We start from the raw sequence: 17,702 nt of genomic DNA on the forward strand, positions 1-17,702 counted from the left end.
CGGCGGACGGTTTTCGGGTAACTGTCCGCACGGCGAGGGGCGGGCGGCTTCGCCGCCCCTCGCCCATTCTCTTTCCGCCCTCGCCTCCGACCTCCTCCCCCGGTCGGAGTCGAGGCGCGCGGCCGTCCGAGTCCGGCGAACGCCCGGATCAGCGAGCGCTGTCGCGGGGGATCTCGTGCCACACGTCGACGGCGTCGTCGTCGCTGGCCATGCCGGCGCTCGCTCGTCCGACGACCGTGATGGCGGTGCGCGGATCACGCGCGGCGCGGATGATCCACCTCTCGGCGCGAGCCTGCCGCAAAACCTCGGCCAGCTCGTCACGGATCTCCGAACGACGGGTCTCGGGAACGTCGTCCATCCCGCCCTCGTCGAACACGGTGACGACCGCTCCACGTCGACGCGCCTCCTCGATGGCGTCACGCACCGCATCGTTGAGCAGATCGCCCCCGCGCAGCTCGTCGCGGAGCCGCCCCTCCGCCAGTCGGGCCTCCAGCCGTTCCTCCCGGTCGAGTGCACCGCGAGTCGCGACTGCTCGACTGAGCAGGGGCCCGGCCACGGCGACGGCGAACTGCGTACGCAGGCGCCGCTCCTTCTGCCGCACCTGCTGCGTCGCGTGCCAGGCCGACACCGCCTGCTGGATCCCGGCCAGCCTCTCGGTGTCGCGGACAGCTCGATCCCAGAACATCACCAGCAAATGCGCGACCACCACCCACATCACGGACCCGACCAGTCCGAGCGACAGCGAGACGAGGAAGCCGAGCGACGCGGAAGAGGCAGCGACCAGGATGACGACGATCATCCAGCCGATGAGGAACCTCCGCCTGACGACGCAGACGATCCCGAGCAGCCCGAGCGCCCCGATATACCAGGTCGCGAAGGGCGCCGTGAGCGTGGCAGGGTCGAGCGACACGGTGACGAGCACGGGGATGACCACGCTCGACGCGAGCGCGAGCAGGGCGGTCCACAGCGGCATCCGCACCGACACCGCCGAATCCCACAGGATCGCGGCATTGACCACGACGAGATACAGGGCGATCGCGGCGACCATCAGCAGCGGACCCGTGGGTTGCTCGATCCACCACACGCCGCGGGCGGCGAAGTACATCGCGAATCCGACCGCCAGCGAGGTCGCGACACTGCGGACCGACCTGTTCACGGGCGCTCCCACCCCAGCGTGACGATCGTGCCCCTCTCCGTCGACTCGATCTCCGCGGTCCCGGCGACACCTGCCATGCGCGCGAGGATCGATGCCCGGATGCCGAGCCGATCGGCCCCGATCGTCTCGAGATCGAAGCCGGGCCCGGTGTCGGAGATCGTCAGCTCGATGCCCTCGTCGCCTCGTCCCTCCGCCAGGATGTGCAGACCTCGTCCGTTCGCATGGGTCACGGCGTTGCCGAGGGCCTGACGGGCGGCGAGCACGAGGGCCCTGGCGACGCGTCCCGGGATGAGACCGATGCCGCCCCGCTCCTCGACGATCGCGTCTGCTCCGAGCTCGGAGAGGGCGCGGCGCAGCTCCCCGACGATCTGCGCCGTCGCGACCGGATCGTCGCTGCCCTCCTGAGCGACCGCCGCCTCGGTGTTCGCCAGACGGGTGAGGGCTTCTCGCGCCATCGCGACGGCGAGCTCACGAGCCCGCTCGCCCTCGGCGCGCTCCACGGCGATGAGCGCGGCGAGCACGCTGTCGTGCATGAGCGCCGACATGGCGACGCGCTCCTCCTCCGCGGCGGCGGCGGCCGCGGCATCCGCGTACGACGACACCGCGCGCGCCCTTGCCTCGTCCACACCGGCCGCGACGGATCGGAACATCCATCCGAGGGAGATGATGACGATCCCGAGGATCAGTGTGAAGGACACGTCGAAGGCTGTCGTGACCCAGAAGTCGCGCGAGAATCCGCCTTCGACGAGTCGGACGTATCCGTAGACCAGAGGCAGACCGACGGCCCAGGCGAACTGTAGTCCGAGGGGGAACGCCAGCATCGCCGCCACGACGCCGACGTTGACGAGGAAGAAGATCCACGGCTGGTCGGTGGCGGAGCCGCCCGACACTCCGACCAGGCTCGGCCACGCGCCGAGCGCGAGCACGTACACGACCGCGAACAGACCGGATGCCGCGCGCACGCCTCGTCCGGTCAGGCACGCGACCAGCATGAGCGCGAAGGGCACGTACACCGCCAGCAGCGTGACGACGCGCGGAGCGTCGCCCCACGACGTGGTGGACACCGCGGCGATCAGCGCCTGCGCGCCGAGGACGGAGGAGCCGATCGCGACGACCGTCGCGAGGATGCGCTCCATGCGCTTGCCGGTGAACCGCTCGAACTCGGTCTCCACGCTGCCCGGAGAAGGGATCTGACTCCAGGCCTCGCGGATGCTGAGCGGCTCAGTGGGCACTCGGCGTCCCGTCGGCGGCGACGATGCCGTCTTCCATCGCGCGTCGGAGCAGATCGACCTTGGTCGGCGCCGGCCGGCCGACTTCGACGTACTTGACTCGGATGCGGGTGATGTTCTCCTTGGCGGTCGAATAGGCGACCCCCAGGCGCTCCGCCACGGCCTTGAGCGGCAACCCCGTCGCGTAGAGGCGCAGCACCTCGCGCTCGCGTGTCGACAGCTGGGCATCGGCGAAATCACGATCCCCGTCGACCGCGCTCGCCCACTCCACGTTGTTCAGCGCCTCTCCCTGCGCGACGGTGCGGATCGCATCGAGCACGTCGTCCAGCGCGGATGACTTGCTCACGACCCCGGCGGCGCCCGCGACGAGCGCCTCCCTGACGGCAGCAGGGCGGTCGGCCACACTGTGGATGACGACGCTCGCACCGTCCGCGACGAGCGAGGTCACGTTCTCGGTCACGGTCGTCCCGTCACCGAGGGTGAGGTCGAGGACGACGACGTCGGCGGGAGCGGCGGCCGTCGCGGCACGCCAGTCGAGATAGGCGCCGACGGTGCTGCCGGAGAACACCACGGTTCCGGCGCCATCACGGGCGCAGGCCGCTTCGAGCCCCAGACGGACGGACTCGTGATCATCGATCAGTGCGACCCTGCTCATCCGCCCAGCCTAGTGAGTCCCGGTGGGGGTCGAGATCGGGTGTCAGCGGGTCAGCAGCGCGACGACCTCGAAGTGGTGCGAATGCGGGAACAGGTCGAAGGCGCGGAGCCTGGGCACCTGCCAGCCGTGCTCGCGGAACGTGCCGAGGTCTCGCGCGAGGGCCACCGGGTCGCAGGCCACGTAGGCGATCGCTTGCGGATCGAGTTCATTGAGAGCATCGACGACCCCGCGCCCTGCTCCCGCGCGAGGCGGGTCGAGGACGACGGCGCCGGCCCGTGAGCCCGACGGGAGCCCGGCGAGGAAGCGATCCACGCGTGCCGTGACGGCCGTGGCGCCGAGCGGGGCGAGGTTCGCGGCGGCATGGGCGGTGGCGCGAGGATTGGACTCGACCGTCACGATGTCCGTGCCCCCGAGGTCGGCCAGTGTCGCGGCGAAGAGCCCGACACCGCCGTAGAGGTCATAGTGTGTCCGATCCTCGTCGACGTGGCCGTCCAGGATGCCGTACACGGCCGCGTCGAGGACCGATGCTGCCCGCGGATGCACCTGCCAGAACCCGCCGGCATCCAACTGGAAGCTCCGATCGCCGACGCGCTCCTGCACGATCTCGGGCGCCGGTCGGCGGCTCACCCCCCGACGCGGTCGCTCGGGCTGCGAGTCGCGTCGGATGATGCGGACTTCGCCGTCCTCCGGCTCGACCAGCTCGATGCTTCCTGCTCCCGCGCCGGTCAGCCTCAGCGCAGCCTCCGCGACGGCGGGGCGAGCGAGGGGATGCGAGGCGACGGGGATGATCCGGTGACTGCGGGCGGCGTACGGTCCGACCGTCCCGTCGTCACCGACGTGCAAGGTCACCCGCGTGCGCCACCCGGTGCCGTCGCCCGAGTCGACAGCCTCGATCTCGGGGGCGTCGAGCCCTGGCCCGGCGAACCTGTCCAGAGCCTCGCTCAGCACCCGACGCTTCAGGATCCTCTGCTCGGCGAGGTCGATGTGACCGAGGTCGGCGCCCCCGGCCCGCTGTTCCGGCGCCCGCGAGATGTCGGCCTCCGCCCACACGTGCGGGCGGCGATGCGGCGAGGCCTCGAGGACCTCGACCGTCTCGGCGCGCCAGAAGCTCTTCGACGAGCCCGTCGACTCGGGATCGAGACGGGCACGCACCCGCTCTCCGGGGATGGCGTCGGAGACGAACACGACGCGCCCCTCGTGACGGGCGATGAAGGTGCCGCCGTGCGCGATGCCGGTGATGTCCAGATCGAGCAGGTCCGCGGAAGAAGTCATCCTTCGAGGATACGGTGGTGCACATGCGCGTCTGCCTGGCCTCCACCTCCCCCGCCCGCCTGATGCTGCTGCGGCAGGCCGGTATCGAGCCCCTCACGCAGTCGCCCGGGGTCGATGAGGAGGCACTGGCCGCCGCCGCGGCGGTCGAGCGGGGCTCCGAACTCCCGCCGTCCGAGCTGGTCCTGCTCCTCGCACGCGCCAAAGCCGCCGACGTCGCGCATCGGCTCGCGGCCGAGGGCTCCTTCGACGGCCTGGTGATCGGCGGCGACTCGATGTTCGCGCTCGGCGGCCGCGTCTACGGCAAGCCGTACACGCCGGAGGAGGCCACGCGGCGATGGCACGAGATGCGGGGAGCCACCGGCATCCTGCACTCCGGCCACTCCGTTTTCCGGGTGTCTCCCGGCGCCGAGCCGGTCGAGGCGACCGCCACCGCCGAGGCCTCGGTCACCTTCGCGGACGATGTCTCGGATGCCGAGATCGCCGCGTACGTCGCATCGGGTGAGCCCCTGCTCGTGGCCGGCGCGTTCACCGTCGACAGTCTCGGCGGAGCCTTCATCACCCGCGTCGAGGGTGATCCGTCGACGGTCGTCGGCATGTCGCTGTCGACGGTTCGCCGGCTCGCTGCCGAGCTCGGCGTTCGGTGGACGGACCTGTGGTCGTAGGGTCCCCTCCACGTTTCCGCCCCTTTCTTGTGGGGAGTCGTCAAAGGGATCGGCACTCTTCTCGCTAGGCTGACAACCATGCCTGATATCGCCAAGGTGCTCATCGCCAACCGCGGCGAGATCGCCGTCCGCATCATCCGCGCCGCCCGGGATTCCGGTATCGCCTCGGTCGCCGTCTACGCCGATCAAGACCGCGATGCGCTGCACACCCGTCTCGCCGACGAGGCCTACGCCCTGGGCGGCGCCACCAGCGCGGAGACGTACCTGCAGATCGAGAAGATCCTCTCGGTCGCCCGACGCGCCGGCGCCGACGCCGTGCACCCGGGCTACGGCTTCCTCGCTGAGAACGCCGACTTCGCCCGAGCCGTCATCGGCGCAGGCATGACGTGGATCGGCCCGTCGCCCGAGGCCATCGAGGCGCTCGGCGACAAGGTCACCGCTCGTCACGTCGCCGAGAAGGTGGGCGCACCGCTCGCCCCCGGCACCCCCGGCCCCGTGTCGGGTGCGGACGAGGTCATCGCGTTCGCGCAGGAGTACGGCCTTCCCATCGCGATCAAGGCCGCCTACGGTGGCGGCGGACGCGGCCTCAAGGTCGCCCGCGAGCTCGACGAGGTCGCCGAGCTGTTCGAATCGGCGACCCGTGAGGCGGTCGCCGCCTTCGGCCGCGGCGAGTGCTTCGTGGAGAAGTACCTCGACAAGCCGCGACACGTGGAGACCCAGTGCCTGGCGGATGCCGCGGGCAACGTCGTGGTGATCTCGACGCGCGACTGCTCGCTGCAGCGCCGTCACCAGAAGCTCGTCGAGGAGGCCCCAGCGCCCTACCTCACCGACGACCAGAACGCGCAGCTCTACGCGGCGTCGAGGGCGATCCTCAAGGAGGTCGGCTACGTCGGCGCCGGCACCTGCGAGTTCCTCATCGGCGCCGACGGCACGGTGTCGTTCCTTGAGGTGAACACCCGCCTCCAGGTCGAGCACCCCGTCTCCGAAGAGGTCACGGGCATCGACCTCGTCCGCGAGCAGTTCCGCATCGCCGCCGGCGGCACGATCGACTACGACGACCCCGCACCGACCGGCCACTCCTTCGAGTTCCGCATCAACGGCGAGGACCCGGGTCGCGGGTTCCTGCCCCAGCCCGGCCCCATCCACGTCTTCAAGACGTTCGGCGGACCGGGCGTCCGTCTCGACTCCGGTGTCACCGCCGGCGATTCCGTGTCTGGGGCCTTCGACTCGCTGCTCGCGAAGATCATCGTCACCGGCAGGGACCGCGCCGAGGCGCTCGAGCGCTCGCGTCGTGCCCTCGAGGAGTTCGAGGTCGCGGGACTCCCCACCGTGCTCCCCTTCCATCGCAAGGTCGTCAACGACCCCGCGTTCACGGCGGAGAACGGTGAGTTCGGCGTCTTCACTCGATGGATCGAGACGGAGTTCGACAACGACATCCCCGCGTGGGACGGCGAGCTGGAGTCTCCCGCCGCCGAATCCGGCCGCCACACGGTCGTGGTCGAGGTCGGCGGCAAGCGTCTCGAGGTGAGCCTGCCCGACCGCGTCGCGGTCGCCGCCGGCTCCGTCGGCCGTCCGGCCGCCGTGCCGCCGTCGCGTCGCAGCCACGCCACCTCGGTGAGCGCAGGGGCCTCTGGCGATGCCGTGAAGTCGCCCATGCAGGCGACGGTCGTCAAGATCGCCGTCGAAGAAGGGCAGCAGGTCGTCAAGGGCGACCTCGTCGTGGTGCTCGAGGCGATGAAGATGGAGCAGCCGCTGCAGGCGCACAAGGACGGCGTGATCGGCAACATCAACGCGGATGCCGGCGCCACCGTGTCTGCGGGGCATCAGCTGCTCACGATCAGCTGACGGCATCCGTCTCGCTCTTCGCCGAGACCCCGCTTTCACGCCGAGACCCCGGGCTGCTGACGTCAGCGGCCCGGGGTCTCGGCGTGAAAGCGGGGTCTCGGCGTCGGCGGACGCGCCCCGAATGCCTCAGGTGATCTTGGCGTTCACGAGGTGCATCGCGCGGCTCGCATCGGTGATGCTGCTCGACAGCGACGGGTAGGCCGCGAACACCCGCGAGACCTGATCGACCGTGAGGCGGCGCTCGACGGCGACGGCGATCGGATAGATGAGCTCCGACGCCTTCGGCGCGACGATGACGCCGCCGATGACCGTGCCCGAGCCCTTGCGTGCGATGAGCTTGACGAAGCCGTCCTTGATGCCCATCATCTTCGCCCGGGGGTTCGCCGCGAGGGGCAGCTTGTAGACGAGCCCGTCGGCCACGCCCTCCTCGACGTCCTTCTCGGAGTACCCGACGGTCGCGATCTCGGGCGCCGTGAAGATGTTCGAGGTGATCTTGATGAGCTCGAGCGGGATGACGATGTCGCCCAGCGCGTGGAAGACCGCCGTGCGGCCCTGCATCGACGCCACCGACGCGAGCGGGAAGAAGTTCGTGCAGTCGCCGACCGCATAGACGTTCGGAACAGACGTGCGCGCCACGCGGTTGACGCGGATGTTGCCCTGCTCCGTGAGTTCGACTCCGGCCTCCTCGAGACCGATGCCCGCCGTGTTCGGGATCGACCCGACCGCCATGAGGCAGTGGCTCCCCTCGACCGTCCTGCCGTCGGACAGCGTCACCAGCACGCCGTTCTCCGTGACCTCGACCCGGTCTGCCCTGGCCTTCGACAGCACCTTCATGCCGCCCCGCTTGAACACCTTCTCGAGCACGCTCGCGGCGTCGCGGTCCTCGCCGGGGAGCACCTGGTCCCGGCTGGAGACCAGAGTCACCTGAGCGCCCAGGTTCATGTAGGCGGAGGCGAACTCCGCGCCGGTCACACCGGATCCGACGACGATGAGGTGCTCGGGCAGCGCCTTCATGTCGTACAGCTGCGTCCAGGTGAGGATGCGCTTGCCGTCGGGCTTCGCCGAGTCGAGCTCGCGGGGCGACGCGCCGACCGCCACGACGATGGTGTCGGCCTCGACGCGGTCGAAGTCGGTGCCGTCCTGGCCCGTCGACACGACGATCGCCGTGGGGCCTTCGAGGCGTCCGTGACCGGAGAGGATCCGCACGCCCGCCTCGAGCAGCGTCGAGCGCATGTCTTCGGACTGCTGACCGGCGAGCGCGATCAGCCGTTTGTTCACCGCGGCGAGGTTGATGGCGATCTCGGGCTTGAGCGGCTTGCCGTTCTCGCCCTTCGCGTAGAACTGCACTCCGAGGTCCGACGCCTCCGAGATCGCGACGGCCGCATCGGCGGTCGCGATGAGGCTCTTCGACGGGACCACATCGGTGAGCACGGCTGCTCCACCAACGCCCACGCGCTCGACGAGTGTCACCTCGGCTCCGAGCTGGGCGGCCGCGAGGGCCGCCTCGTATCCGCCGGGGCCGCCGCCGAGGACGGCGACGCGCTGGGTGCGCTCAAAAGGGGTGGAAGACATGCTTCCCATTCTTCCGCAATCCTGGCACCGCAGCCTGCACCTTCCTAGAGTGGATCCATGCCTGGAACACACACCAACCCCCTCGACGACCCGAACGCGAACCCCTTCGAGGTCGCCGCCGCAGCAGCCGCGGACATCGCCCGGCTCTCGGGTGTCGAGAAGCACGACATCGCGCTGACGCTCGGCAGCGGCTGGGGCAAGGCCGCCGACATCCTCGGCGAGACGGTCGCGACGATCCCCGCGACCGAGGTCACCGGGTTCTCGAAGCCGGCCCTGGAGGGCCACGTCGGCACTCTTCGCAGCATCCGCACTCCCGATGGCAAGAACGTCCTCGTCATCGGCGCACGGACGCACTACTACGAGGGCCACGGTGTGCGCCGCGTCGTCCACTCCGTCCGCACCGCAGCGGCCACGGGAGCACAGATCATGGTGCTCACGAACGGGGCGGGCGGTGTGCGCGAGACGTGGACGCCCGGGCAGCCGGTTCTGATCAGCGACCACATCAACCTCACGGCCGACTCGCCGCTCGAGGGTGCGACCTTCATCGACCTCACCGACCTCTACGCGCAGCGTCTGCGCGATATCGCGCGTACGGTGGACCCCTCGCTCGACGAGGGCGTGTACACGCAGTTCCGCGGACCTCATTACGAGACCCCCGCCGAGGTGCAGATGGCGAAGCACATCGGGGGACACATCGTCGGGATGTCGACCGCGCTCGAGGCGATCGCCGCGCGCGAGGCCGGCATGGAGATCCTCGGGTTCTCGCTCATCACGAACCTCGCCGCCGGGATCCAGAAGACCCCGCTGAGCCACGCGGAGGTGATCGAGGCTGGTCGCGAGGCCGAGCCCGTCATCTCGGCACTGCTCGCGCGAGTGGTCGAGGCACTGTGAGCGAGCAGCGCCTCGAGCAGGCGCGCGCCTGGCTGCGGCAGGACCCCGACCACGAGACCCGCGACGAGCTCGCCGGCGTGATCACCCGCGCAGCGGGGGGCGATGAGGCGGCGGTCGCCGAGCTCGATGATCGGTTCGGATCCCGCCTGGCGTTCGGCACGGCGGGGCTGCGCGGCGCGCTCGGTGCGGGCAGCAACCGGATGAACCGCGTGCTCGTCGCCCAGGCGGCGGCAGGGTTCGCGGCCTATCTCCGCGAGCGCGCTCAGGGCGGCACGCCGACGGTCGTCGTCGGCTACGACGGACGCCGGAACTCCCGTGTGTTCGCGACCGATTCCGCCGAGCTGTTCGCCGGGGCCGGTCTGCGCGCGATCATCCTCCCCCGCCTGCTCCCCACCCCCGTGCTCGCCTTCGCGGTGCGTCACCTCGGCGCGGACGCCGGCGTCATGGTCACCGCGTCGCACAACCCGCCGAACGACAACGGCTATAAGGTGTACCTCGGCGGAGCGGATCAGGGGTCGCAGATCGTCTCCCCCGCGGATGCCGAGATCGCGGCGCACATCCAGCGCATCGCCGACGCCGGCGACATCGCGTCGCTCCCGCGGTCGACCGCCTACGAGACGGCCGGCGAGGATGTCGTCGAGGCGTATGTGACCGCCACGGCCGCCGTCGCGCCGGCTCCCGCGTCGGCATCCGCTCTGCGCTGGGTCTACACGGCGATGCACGGGGTCGGGTGGGAGACGGTGTCGCGCATCGTGCGAGCCGCCGGGTACCCGCAGCCGATGGTGGTCGGCGAGCAGCTCGAGCCCGACGCCACCTTCCGTACCGTGTCGTTCCCCAACCCGGAGGAGCCGGGTGCGATGGACCTGTCGTTCGCCAAGGCTCGACGGGTGCAGGCCGATTTCATCCTCGCGAACGACCCCGACGCCGACCGCCTCGCGGTGGCGATCCCCGACGCGGATGCCGAGAGCGGCTGGCGCAGGCTCTCGGGCAACGAGGTCGGGCTGCTGCTCGGCGCCCGCGCTGCGCGAGCGGCCGCCGGGACCCCTGGCGCCTCACTCGCGTGCTCGCTCGTGTCGTCGCCCGGTCTCGGCGCGATCGCCGCACACCACGGCCTCGACTTCCACGAGACCCTCACGGGGTTCAAGTGGATCTCGCGCGCGCCCGGGATCGTGTTCGGCTTCGAAGAGGCGCTCGGGTACCTCGTCAACCCCGAGACCGTGCGCGACAAGGACGGGATCTCGGCCGTCGTCGCCATCCTCGGCCTCGCTGCCGAGGCTCGAGATCGCGGCACCGACCTCGCAGGGCTGCTCGTCGAGCTCGGCGACACCTACGGCCACTACGCCAGCGGGCAGGTGTCGGTGCGGGTGGACGACCTGACCGTGATCGGGAAGGTCATGACCTCGCTGCGCGCCGATGCGCCGACCGCCTTCGGGCCGCTGTCCGTCGCGTCGGCGGAAGACCTGCTGCAGGCAGCGGACGGGCAGCCGTCGGGAGACGTACTTCGCTATCGGCTCGCAGACGGCTCGCGCATCATCGTGCGCCCCAGCGGCACCGAGCCCAAGCTCAAGGTCTACATCGACGCGGCCGGAGAGTCCGCGGCGCAGGCGGCCGATCGTGTGGGCGAGCTCGAGGGCGCGGTGCGGGCACTCCTCGCGGAGCGCTCGTAGGACGCCATGCCGAAGAGACACGTGGTCATCAGCGCGCACAACGGCGTGCACGCGCGACCCGTCGCCGAGCTCGTCCGACTCGTGCAGGCGCACCCTCACCCGGTGACGCTCACGACGACGGCGGGCTCGGTGGTCGACCTCAGCAGCGTGCTCGCGATCATGGACCTGGGCCTCGCCGAGGGCGATGCCGTCGTGCTCGAGACTGCCGAGTCGACGCGTGCGGATGCCGTGCTCGACACGCTCGTCGAGGTGCTCGACCCCCGTCGCTGACCGGACCCGTCGCTGGCCGGTCGAGGCGCTGGCCGGTCGATCAGCCGTCGATGACCGCGACGAGTTCGTCGAGGAAGGCCTCGTAGGTCGTGCCTCGTCGGACGATGCGCTGCACGCTCTCACGCTCGCTGAACACCTCGACGAGCTGCTCGAAGACGGTCTGGAACGCGGCGCGGTCGCTCTCGCTGAACGCGGCGAGCGCGACTACCTGCACGCGCCCGTCGCCCCAGGCGGCCGATCCGTCGGCGACGCCGATCGCGATGGCGGTGCGCGACGCCGTCATCTGCAGTGCGTGGGGCACCGCGAGGGCATCCGTGAACGCCGTGGAGGACATGCGCTCTCTGGCGATGGTGTTCTCGATGTAGTCCGCACCGATGAGTCCGGCATCCGCGAGCAGCCCGCCGAGGCGTCGGATGATCGCCTCCTCCCCCGCGTCGGGAATCGGATGCACGAACGCCTCGGCGACGAAATACCGCGCGAGCTCCGTCCGCAGGCGCGTGAGGCGTCGGGCCCGACGCACGCGCGCGGCCGCCTGCTGGACGCGATCGACGTCGGCATCCGTGAGGAAGGGCTGGATGCGCACGAAACGGTCACCCGCCGCTCCCGGCTCGATCGTGCTGAGCACCAGGTCGGTGTCGAACGATGCCCAGTCGGGGTCGACGTTCGTCACGACGCTCGTGACCTCGATCGCCGAACCGAGGGAGCGGTCGACGCTCGACCGCAGCAGCTCGTGCAGCTCGTAGTAGCCGGGGCAGACGATCGTGGCCGTGAGGATGGACTCCGCCTTGCGGCTGCGTTCGAGCCGCCCGCCCACGTGCATGGCGATGTAGGCGATCTCGTCGTCGTGGATCGGCGTGCCGAGCCGGTCGTGGAGGCCGCTCGCGATCGACACGGCGACCTCGAAGATCATCGGGTAGGAGGTCTTGAGGGAGCGGGTCAGGGGGTTGCGGGTCAACGCGCTCTGCTGCGCCCTGCGCAGCAGGTTCTGCACGTGCAGGGCGAGCCGCACCACGAACGTCTCGTCGAGCAGGTCGACCTCGAAGTCGTCGGCGGCGCGGGCGATCTCCGCGCGGACAGCGGACTCGACAGCAGCGTCGACTCCGCTGCGGGCGACCTCCCTCGTGGCGTCCTGCCCCGGAGCGACGACCCGGGTGAGCACGAGCGAGGCGAGGTGACCGCTGTCCCCCTCCCCCAGCGCGACCGCGAAGTGGTCCTGGGCCAGGCGGGCGATGATCCGCCCGACCTCGGGGATCTCCGGACGCGCACCCGCGGATGCCGTGGCCAGGGCGTGCCCGGAGGCCACCCGGTCGGCGGCGATGGCGATGTGGAGCAGCACGTCCGAGATGGCGAGTTCGTTGACGAAGTAGCCGAGCGCGCCGAGTTCTCGGACGAGCTCCGACTTGAACGGCGATACCGCCTGCGCAGAGACCACGCTGCCGGCGAGCGCGCGGCGGAAGGTCTCGGGGTGGAACGAGGCGGCGTCCATCTCGTCGTGGGCGAGCCGGCTCAGCAGGCGGCGCTGCGCGGCCTCGTCGCCTCGCAAGCGCACGACCGCGCGATCGCGGTCGAGCACGAGGTCGGTGTCGTCGAGCAGGCCGCGCACCCGGGCGAGGTCCGACTCGAGCGTCGCCTCGCTGACATGCAGCCGCTCCGCCATCGCGAAGACGTCGATGCCTGACGGGTCGTCCAGCAGCGCGCGGATGAGGGAGTGCAGGCGATCGCGAGGTGCCGACTCGCCCGCCTGCCGGGTGCGCAGGGCGTCCCGGGCAGCGGGCCCCGCGCGGTATCCCGCCGGACCCGATTCGATCGCGTCGGCACCCCCCGTGCGGGCGTTCACGGCCGACACATACGACCGGACGCTCCTCGGGGTCACACCGAGCAGGTCGGCGAGGCTCCCCGCCGTCGCCCATGACCCCTGCCGCAGCAGGGTGGAGAGCAGCTGGTCTTGACGCTGCCGCGACATGATCCTCCCCGCTCCCGTGCTGACTGCACTGTCCGTGACGTGACTTCCATGATGTCAGCTACCCGCGCACCCTGCGCCGAAACGGGTGTTCCGCGGGGGCGGAAAGGAACATGTTGGCACCGCGGAAGCGTCTGCTCTCAGAATGTTCTCAGGAAGGTGGCATCAATGAGGATCCTCGTGGTGTGCGGCGCGGGTGCGTCGAGCACGTTCGTCGCGCAGCGGCTGCGGCGCGCAGCGGCCGACGCCGGGCTGGACTGGCAGGCGAAGGCCGGCACTGAGCAGGCAGTCTTCGGCAACGACCATGATCTGGTCCTCATCGGCCCGCACCTCGCCGATCGTCTCGACAGCATCCGCGACGCCGTGATCTCACCCGTCGCCGTTCTGCCCGCAGACGTCTTCGCAGACAGAGACGGCACGCGCACGCTCGCGTTCGCGCGCTCGATCATCGACGTCAGCAACACCCCGAAAGGAACATCATGACCGCTTCCCGCACCGTTCGGATCGGCTCGTCGCACGGCCTTCACGCCCGCCCCGCGAAACTCTTCGCGCAGGCGGCGAAGGAGGCGGGCATCCCCGTCACGATCGCCAAGGACTCGGGCAAGGCAGTGAACGCCGCCAGCATCCTCGGCGTGATCGCCCTCGCGGTCGAGCACGGCGACTACGTCACGCTCACCGCCGAGGGAGACAACGCCGAGAGCGTGCTCGACACCCTCACGGAACTGCTGACAACCGACCACGACGAGGCCACCGTATGACCGAGCTCCGTGGAGTCGGTATCGGTCTCGGGGTGGCCCAGGGGCCCGTCGTCCGCATGACCGAGGCGCTGCCGGCACCCGACAACACGCCGAGCACGCAGGGTGCGGATGCCGAGCGCACCCGTGTCCGCGAGGCGATCGCCGCGGTGGCCGCCGAGCTCAACGCCCGCGGCGAGACGGCCGGCGGATCCGCGCAGGAGGTGCTCGAGGCCCAGGCGATGATCGCCGAGGACCCGACGCTGCAGGACGAGGTCGACTCCCGCATCGACGACGGCGCGACGGCCGAGTGGGCTGTGCATGACGCGTTCGCCGGCTTCCGTGCGACCCTCGAGGCCGTCGGCGGCTACCTCGGCGAGCGCGCCGCCGACCTCGACGACATCGCCCAGCGCGTGCTGGCCCGTCTCCGCGGCGTCGACGCACCCGGCGTCCCCGATCCCGGACACCCGTTCGTGCTCGTGGCCCGCGACCTGGCACCGGCCGACACCGCGCTGCTGAACCTCGATCAGGTGCTCGCCCTCGTCACCTTCGACGGCGGCCCCACCTCGCACACGGCGATCCTCGCCCGCGAGAAGGGCATCGTCGCGATCGTCGGAGCGGCCTCGGCATCCGACCTCTCGACCGGGCAGCCGGTCATCGTCGACGCGGCCGCGGGCATCGTCACGGTCGACCCCACGGACGACGAGAAAGACCGGGCGGAGCAGCGCGCAGCGGCCCGCCGCTCGGCGGATGCCGCCCCACTGACTCCCGGCGCCCTCGCCGACGGCACGCTGATCCCGCTGCTGGCGAACCTGGGAAAGCCTGCAGACGCAGCGGATGCCGTCGAACGCGGGGCCGAGGGCGTCGGGCTGTTCCGCACCGAGTTCCTCTTCCTCTCGTCGTCGCAGGCGCCCACGGTCGCACAGCAGCGCGAGTCGTACCGCGAACTGCTCGCCGCGTTCCCGGGCAAGAAGGTCGTCGTGCGCATGCTCGACGCCGGCGCCGACAAGCCGCTCGCCTTCCTCAACGACGCGCACGAGGAGAACCCGGCGCTCGGACTCCGCGGACTCCGCGCTCTCCGCGCCAGCGAAGACATCCTCCGCGAGCAGCTCACCGCGCTCGCCGAGGCGGATGCCGAGACCGAGGCCGAGCTGTGGGTCATGGCGCCCATGGTCGCCACCGTCGAGGAGACCGCCTACTTCACGGGCCTCGCCCGCGAGTACGGGCTCAAGACGGCGGGCGTCATGGTCGAGGTCCCGTCGAGCGCGCTGCTCGCCGATCGTGTGCTGGCACACGCGGACTTCGCCTCCATCGGCACCAACGACCTCACGCAGTACACGATGGCCGCCGACCGGCTGCTCGGTTCGGTCGCCGGATTCCAGGATCCGTGGCACCCCGCCGTGCTGCGCCTGGTCAAAGAGGTGGGGGCCGCCGGCGCCCGCCTCGGCAAGCCCGTCGGCATCTGCGGCGAGGCGGCAGCAGACCCGCTGCTCGCCGTCGTGCTCGTCGGCCTCGGCGCGACGAGCCTCTCGATGGCACCGTCCGCACTCGCAGACGTGCGTCACACCCTGTCCGAAAGAACCCTCGACGAGGCGCGGAGCCTTGCCGAATTAGCGCTGGCGGCCGACGACGCCGCCGGTGCGCGCCACGCCGTGGTCGAAGCCACAGCAACCCTCCCTCACCAGAAAGAGACGACATCATGACGACGACGTCACCGGCCGCCACGAGATCAGGCGGCGGCCTCCGAGTAGGAGTGCAGCGGTTCGGCACCTTCCTCTCGGGAATGGTCATGCCGAACATCGCGGCATTCATCGCCTGGGGTTTCATCACAGCCCTCTTCATCCCGGATGGCTGGCTGGGAAGCAACAGCCCCGTCGAGGCCTGGCAATGGGCCGACTCGGCGATCCTCGGCGGAGGTGAGATCGACGGAGTGACCTTCCCCGGTCTCGTCAGCCCGATCATCACGTACCTGCTGCCGACTCTCATCGCCTTCACCGGTGGTCGCATGGTCCACGGTCACCGCGGCGGCGTGGTCGGCGCGGTCGCCGCCTTCGGCGTCATCAGCGGTGCGTCCGGCACGGTCATGTTCCTCGGCGCGATGATCGCCGGACCCCTCACGGCCCTCATCCTCAAGTGGGTGGAGAAGCCGTGGCAGGGCAAGATCAAGCCCGGCTTCGAGATGCTGGTCGACAACTTCTCCGCCGGCTTCGTGGCATTCTTCATGGCTCTGGCCTCGTTCTTCTGGCTCGCGCCGATCATGCGCTGGCTCACGGACCTCCTCGGTGGAGCCGTCGGCTGGCTCGTCGAGACCGGGCTGCTGCCCCTCGCGAGCATCATCGTGGAGCCGGCGAAGGTCCTGTTCCTCAACAACGCCATCAACCACGGCGTCTTCACCCCGCTCGGTACCGAGCAGGTGCAGGAGACGGGACGCAGCCTGCTGTTCCTCGTCGAGGCCAACCCCGGCCCCGGTGCCGGCATGCTCCTCGCCCTCGCCGTCTTCGGCGTCGGCGTCGCGAGGGCCACTGCCCCGGGAGCGTTCCTCATCCAGTTCCTCGGCGGCATCCACGAGGTCTACTTCCCGTACGTCCTGGCGAAGCCGCTGCTGATCCTCGGTCTCGTGGCCGGTGGCGCGACCGGCGTCCTCACGAACGTCATCTTCCAGTCGGGTCTGGTCGCTCCGGCCGCTCCCGGGTCGATCTTCGCGGTCCTGATCCAGACGGCTCCGGGCAGCCACATCGGCGTGATCCTGTCGGTGCTGCTGTCCGCGGCGGTCACCTTCGCGATCTCGATGCCGATCCTGCTCGCTTCGCGCAAGCGCGATCTGGCCGCCGAGGCGGCGAACGGCGACCCGCTCGCCGCAGCCATCGCGAAGACCGAGGCGAACAAGGGCAAGTCGTCCAGCACTCTCTCCAACCTCGCGGCAGCCGCCGGCACTGGCACAGCGACCGCCACGACCGGCACGGCCGTCGCCACGACGCCGATCCAGAACGTCGTGTTCGCCTGCGACGCCGGCATGGGATCGTCGGCGATGGGCGCGAGCGTCCTGCGCAACAAGTTCAAGAAGGCGGGCATCGACGGGGTCACGGTCACCAACCAGGCGATCGCGAACCTCGACGGCACCGCCGACCTCGTGATCACGCAGCAGCAGCTCACCGACCGCGCGAAGGCGCAGTCGCCGAACTCGGTGCACGTGTCCGTGGACAACTTCATGAACGCGCCGCAGTATGAAGAAGTCGTCGAGATGGTGCGCGAGCAGCGCGAATCCGGCGAATGACAGACCGGGCGGGGCGGGTGCCACGGCATCCGCCCCGCCCCCAATTCCGCAGAATCCTCGGAAAGGAAACACCATGAGCGTTCTCACCCTCGGCCAGGTCCGCATCCACTCCGGCTCCAGCACTCAGGAGGCCGCGCTGCAAGAGGCCACCGACATCCTCGTCACCGCGGGAGCCGTCACCCCCGCGTATGTCGACGCGATGCGTCAGCGCGAGGAGACGGTGTCGACGTACATGGGCAACGGCCTCGCCATTCCGCACGGGACGAACGAGACCAAGGATGCGATCCTCGGCTCCGCGCTGTCGGTCGTGCGCTACGACGGCGGCGTCGACTGGGCGGGCGAGCAGGCGACGTTCGTGGTCGGCATCGCCGGCAAGGGCGACGAGCACCTGGAGATCCTGTCGCAGATCGCGATCCTCTTCTCCGATGAGGACGACGTCGAGAAGCTCAATGCCGCACAGACCCCCGACGAGCTGTTCGCCCTGCTCTCGGCCGTCAACGAGTCATGAGCGACCG

General features: G+C 70.3%; 16 protein-coding genes. 10 read left to right on the forward strand and 6 right to left on the reverse strand.

Translation table 11 applies throughout. From position 1 onward, the window contains the following. Positions 1 to 148: 148 nt before the first annotated feature. From FSY98_RS02475 to FSY98_RS02490, 4 genes are read right to left on the reverse strand one after another with little or no spacing between them, the layout of a single operon-like run. Positions 149 to 1,156, reverse strand: coding sequence for a hypothetical protein (locus FSY98_RS02475; protein ID WP_144873666.1), 1,008 nt, complete (start codon positions 1,154 to 1,156; stop codon positions 149 to 151). Next, positions 1,153 to 2,388 (reverse strand): sensor histidine kinase, encoded by a 1,236-nt coding sequence (locus FSY98_RS02480; RefSeq protein WP_144873669.1) that lies wholly within the window; start codon positions 2,386 to 2,388, stop codon positions 1,153 to 1,155. Before FSY98_RS02480 ends, FSY98_RS02475 begins: the two co-directional genes overlap by 4 nt. Further along, the gene (locus FSY98_RS02485) at positions 2,378 to 3,040 is read right to left on the reverse strand and encodes a response regulator transcription factor (RefSeq protein WP_144873672.1); all 663 of its coding nucleotides are present in this window, start codon (positions 3,038 to 3,040) and stop codon (positions 2,378 to 2,380) included. The genes FSY98_RS02480 and FSY98_RS02485 overlap by 11 nt, the downstream gene beginning before the upstream one ends. Before the next feature lie 42 nt (positions 3,041 to 3,082). Beyond that, the gene (locus tag FSY98_RS02490) at positions 3,083 to 4,312 is read right to left on the reverse strand and encodes a class I SAM-dependent RNA methyltransferase (protein ID WP_144873675.1); all 1,230 of its coding nucleotides are present in this window, start codon (positions 4,310 to 4,312) and stop codon (positions 3,083 to 3,085) included. Positions 4,313 to 4,335: 23 nt separating this feature from the next. On the opposite strand from FSY98_RS02490, the gene FSY98_RS02495 reads away from it, so the two are divergent. Next, complete coding sequence (locus FSY98_RS02495) at positions 4,336 to 4,974, forward strand: nucleoside triphosphate pyrophosphatase (RefSeq protein ID WP_144873678.1); 639 nt, start codon at positions 4,336 to 4,338, stop codon at positions 4,972 to 4,974. 78 nt (positions 4,975 to 5,052) lie between these two features. Continuing rightward, positions 5,053 to 6,819, forward strand: coding sequence for a biotin carboxylase N-terminal domain-containing protein (locus FSY98_RS02500; RefSeq protein ID WP_144873681.1), 1,767 nt, complete (start codon positions 5,053 to 5,055; stop codon positions 6,817 to 6,819). Positions 6,820 to 6,945: 126 nt separating this feature from the next. Here FSY98_RS02500 and FSY98_RS02505 read toward each other — a convergent pair whose 3' ends face one another. Beyond that, a complete protein-coding gene (locus tag FSY98_RS02505; protein WP_186307524.1) occupies positions 6,946 to 8,400 on the reverse strand; it encodes an NAD(P)H-quinone dehydrogenase in 1,455 nt (484 codons plus the stop codon). Between the two features lie 48 nt (positions 8,401 to 8,448). Here FSY98_RS02505 and FSY98_RS02510 point away from each other — a divergent pair, with 48 nt between their 5' ends. The 3 genes from FSY98_RS02510 to FSY98_RS02520 are packed head-to-tail and all read left to right on the forward strand — an operon-like array spanning position 8,449 to position 11,219. Next, the gene (locus FSY98_RS02510; RefSeq protein WP_144873687.1) at positions 8,449 to 9,282 is read left to right on the forward strand and encodes a purine-nucleoside phosphorylase; all 834 of its coding nucleotides are present in this window, start codon (positions 8,449 to 8,451) and stop codon (positions 9,280 to 9,282) included. Continuing rightward, positions 9,279 to 10,949 (forward strand): phospho-sugar mutase, encoded by a 1,671-nt coding sequence (locus FSY98_RS02515; protein WP_144873690.1) that lies wholly within the window; start codon positions 9,279 to 9,281, stop codon positions 10,947 to 10,949. The genes FSY98_RS02510 and FSY98_RS02515 overlap by 4 nt, the downstream gene beginning before the upstream one ends. A gap of 6 nt (positions 10,950 to 10,955) precedes the next feature. Next, the gene (locus FSY98_RS02520) at positions 10,956 to 11,219 is read left to right on the forward strand and encodes an HPr family phosphocarrier protein (protein ID WP_144873692.1); all 264 of its coding nucleotides are present in this window, start codon (positions 10,956 to 10,958) and stop codon (positions 11,217 to 11,219) included. Positions 11,220 to 11,259: 40 nt separating this feature from the next. Here FSY98_RS02520 and FSY98_RS02525 read toward each other — a convergent pair whose 3' ends face one another. Next, a complete protein-coding gene (locus FSY98_RS02525) occupies positions 11,260 to 13,182 on the reverse strand; it encodes a PRD domain-containing protein (RefSeq protein WP_144873695.1) in 1,923 nt (640 codons plus the stop codon). 165 nt (positions 13,183 to 13,347) lie between these two features. Here FSY98_RS02525 and FSY98_RS02530 point away from each other — a divergent pair, with 165 nt between their 5' ends. The 5 genes from FSY98_RS02530 to FSY98_RS02550 all read left to right on the forward strand — a co-directional run bounded on the left by FSY98_RS02530 (position 13,348) and on the right by FSY98_RS02550 (position 17,695). Continuing rightward, positions 13,348 to 13,662 (forward strand): PTS sugar transporter subunit IIB, encoded by a 315-nt coding sequence (locus tag FSY98_RS02530; protein ID WP_144873698.1) that lies wholly within the window; start codon positions 13,348 to 13,350, stop codon positions 13,660 to 13,662. Then, positions 13,659 to 13,937, forward strand: a complete 279-nt coding sequence (locus FSY98_RS02535) for an HPr family phosphocarrier protein (protein WP_144873701.1) — start codon at positions 13,659 to 13,661, stop codon at positions 13,935 to 13,937. The genes FSY98_RS02530 and FSY98_RS02535 overlap by 4 nt, the downstream gene beginning before the upstream one ends. Next, entirely contained in the window at positions 13,934 to 15,616 is a 1,683-nt protein-coding gene (gene ptsP / locus FSY98_RS02540; RefSeq protein ID WP_144873703.1) for a phosphoenolpyruvate--protein phosphotransferase, read from the forward strand. The genes FSY98_RS02535 and ptsP overlap by 4 nt, the downstream gene beginning before the upstream one ends. Beyond that, positions 15,613 to 17,187, forward strand: a complete 1,575-nt coding sequence (locus FSY98_RS02545) for a PTS mannitol transporter subunit IICB (RefSeq protein ID WP_144873705.1) — start codon at positions 15,613 to 15,615, stop codon at positions 17,185 to 17,187. Before ptsP ends, FSY98_RS02545 begins: the two co-directional genes overlap by 4 nt. Before the next feature lie 73 nt (positions 17,188 to 17,260). Continuing rightward, a complete protein-coding gene (locus FSY98_RS02550; RefSeq protein WP_144873707.1) occupies positions 17,261 to 17,695 on the forward strand; it encodes a PTS sugar transporter subunit IIA in 435 nt (144 codons plus the stop codon). The last annotated feature ends 7 nt before the right edge of the window (positions 17,696 to 17,702 follow it).

The organism is Microbacterium sp. 1.5R, from assembly GCF_007667425.1.
GTDB lineage: Bacteria > Actinomycetota > Actinomycetes > Actinomycetales > Microbacteriaceae > Microbacterium.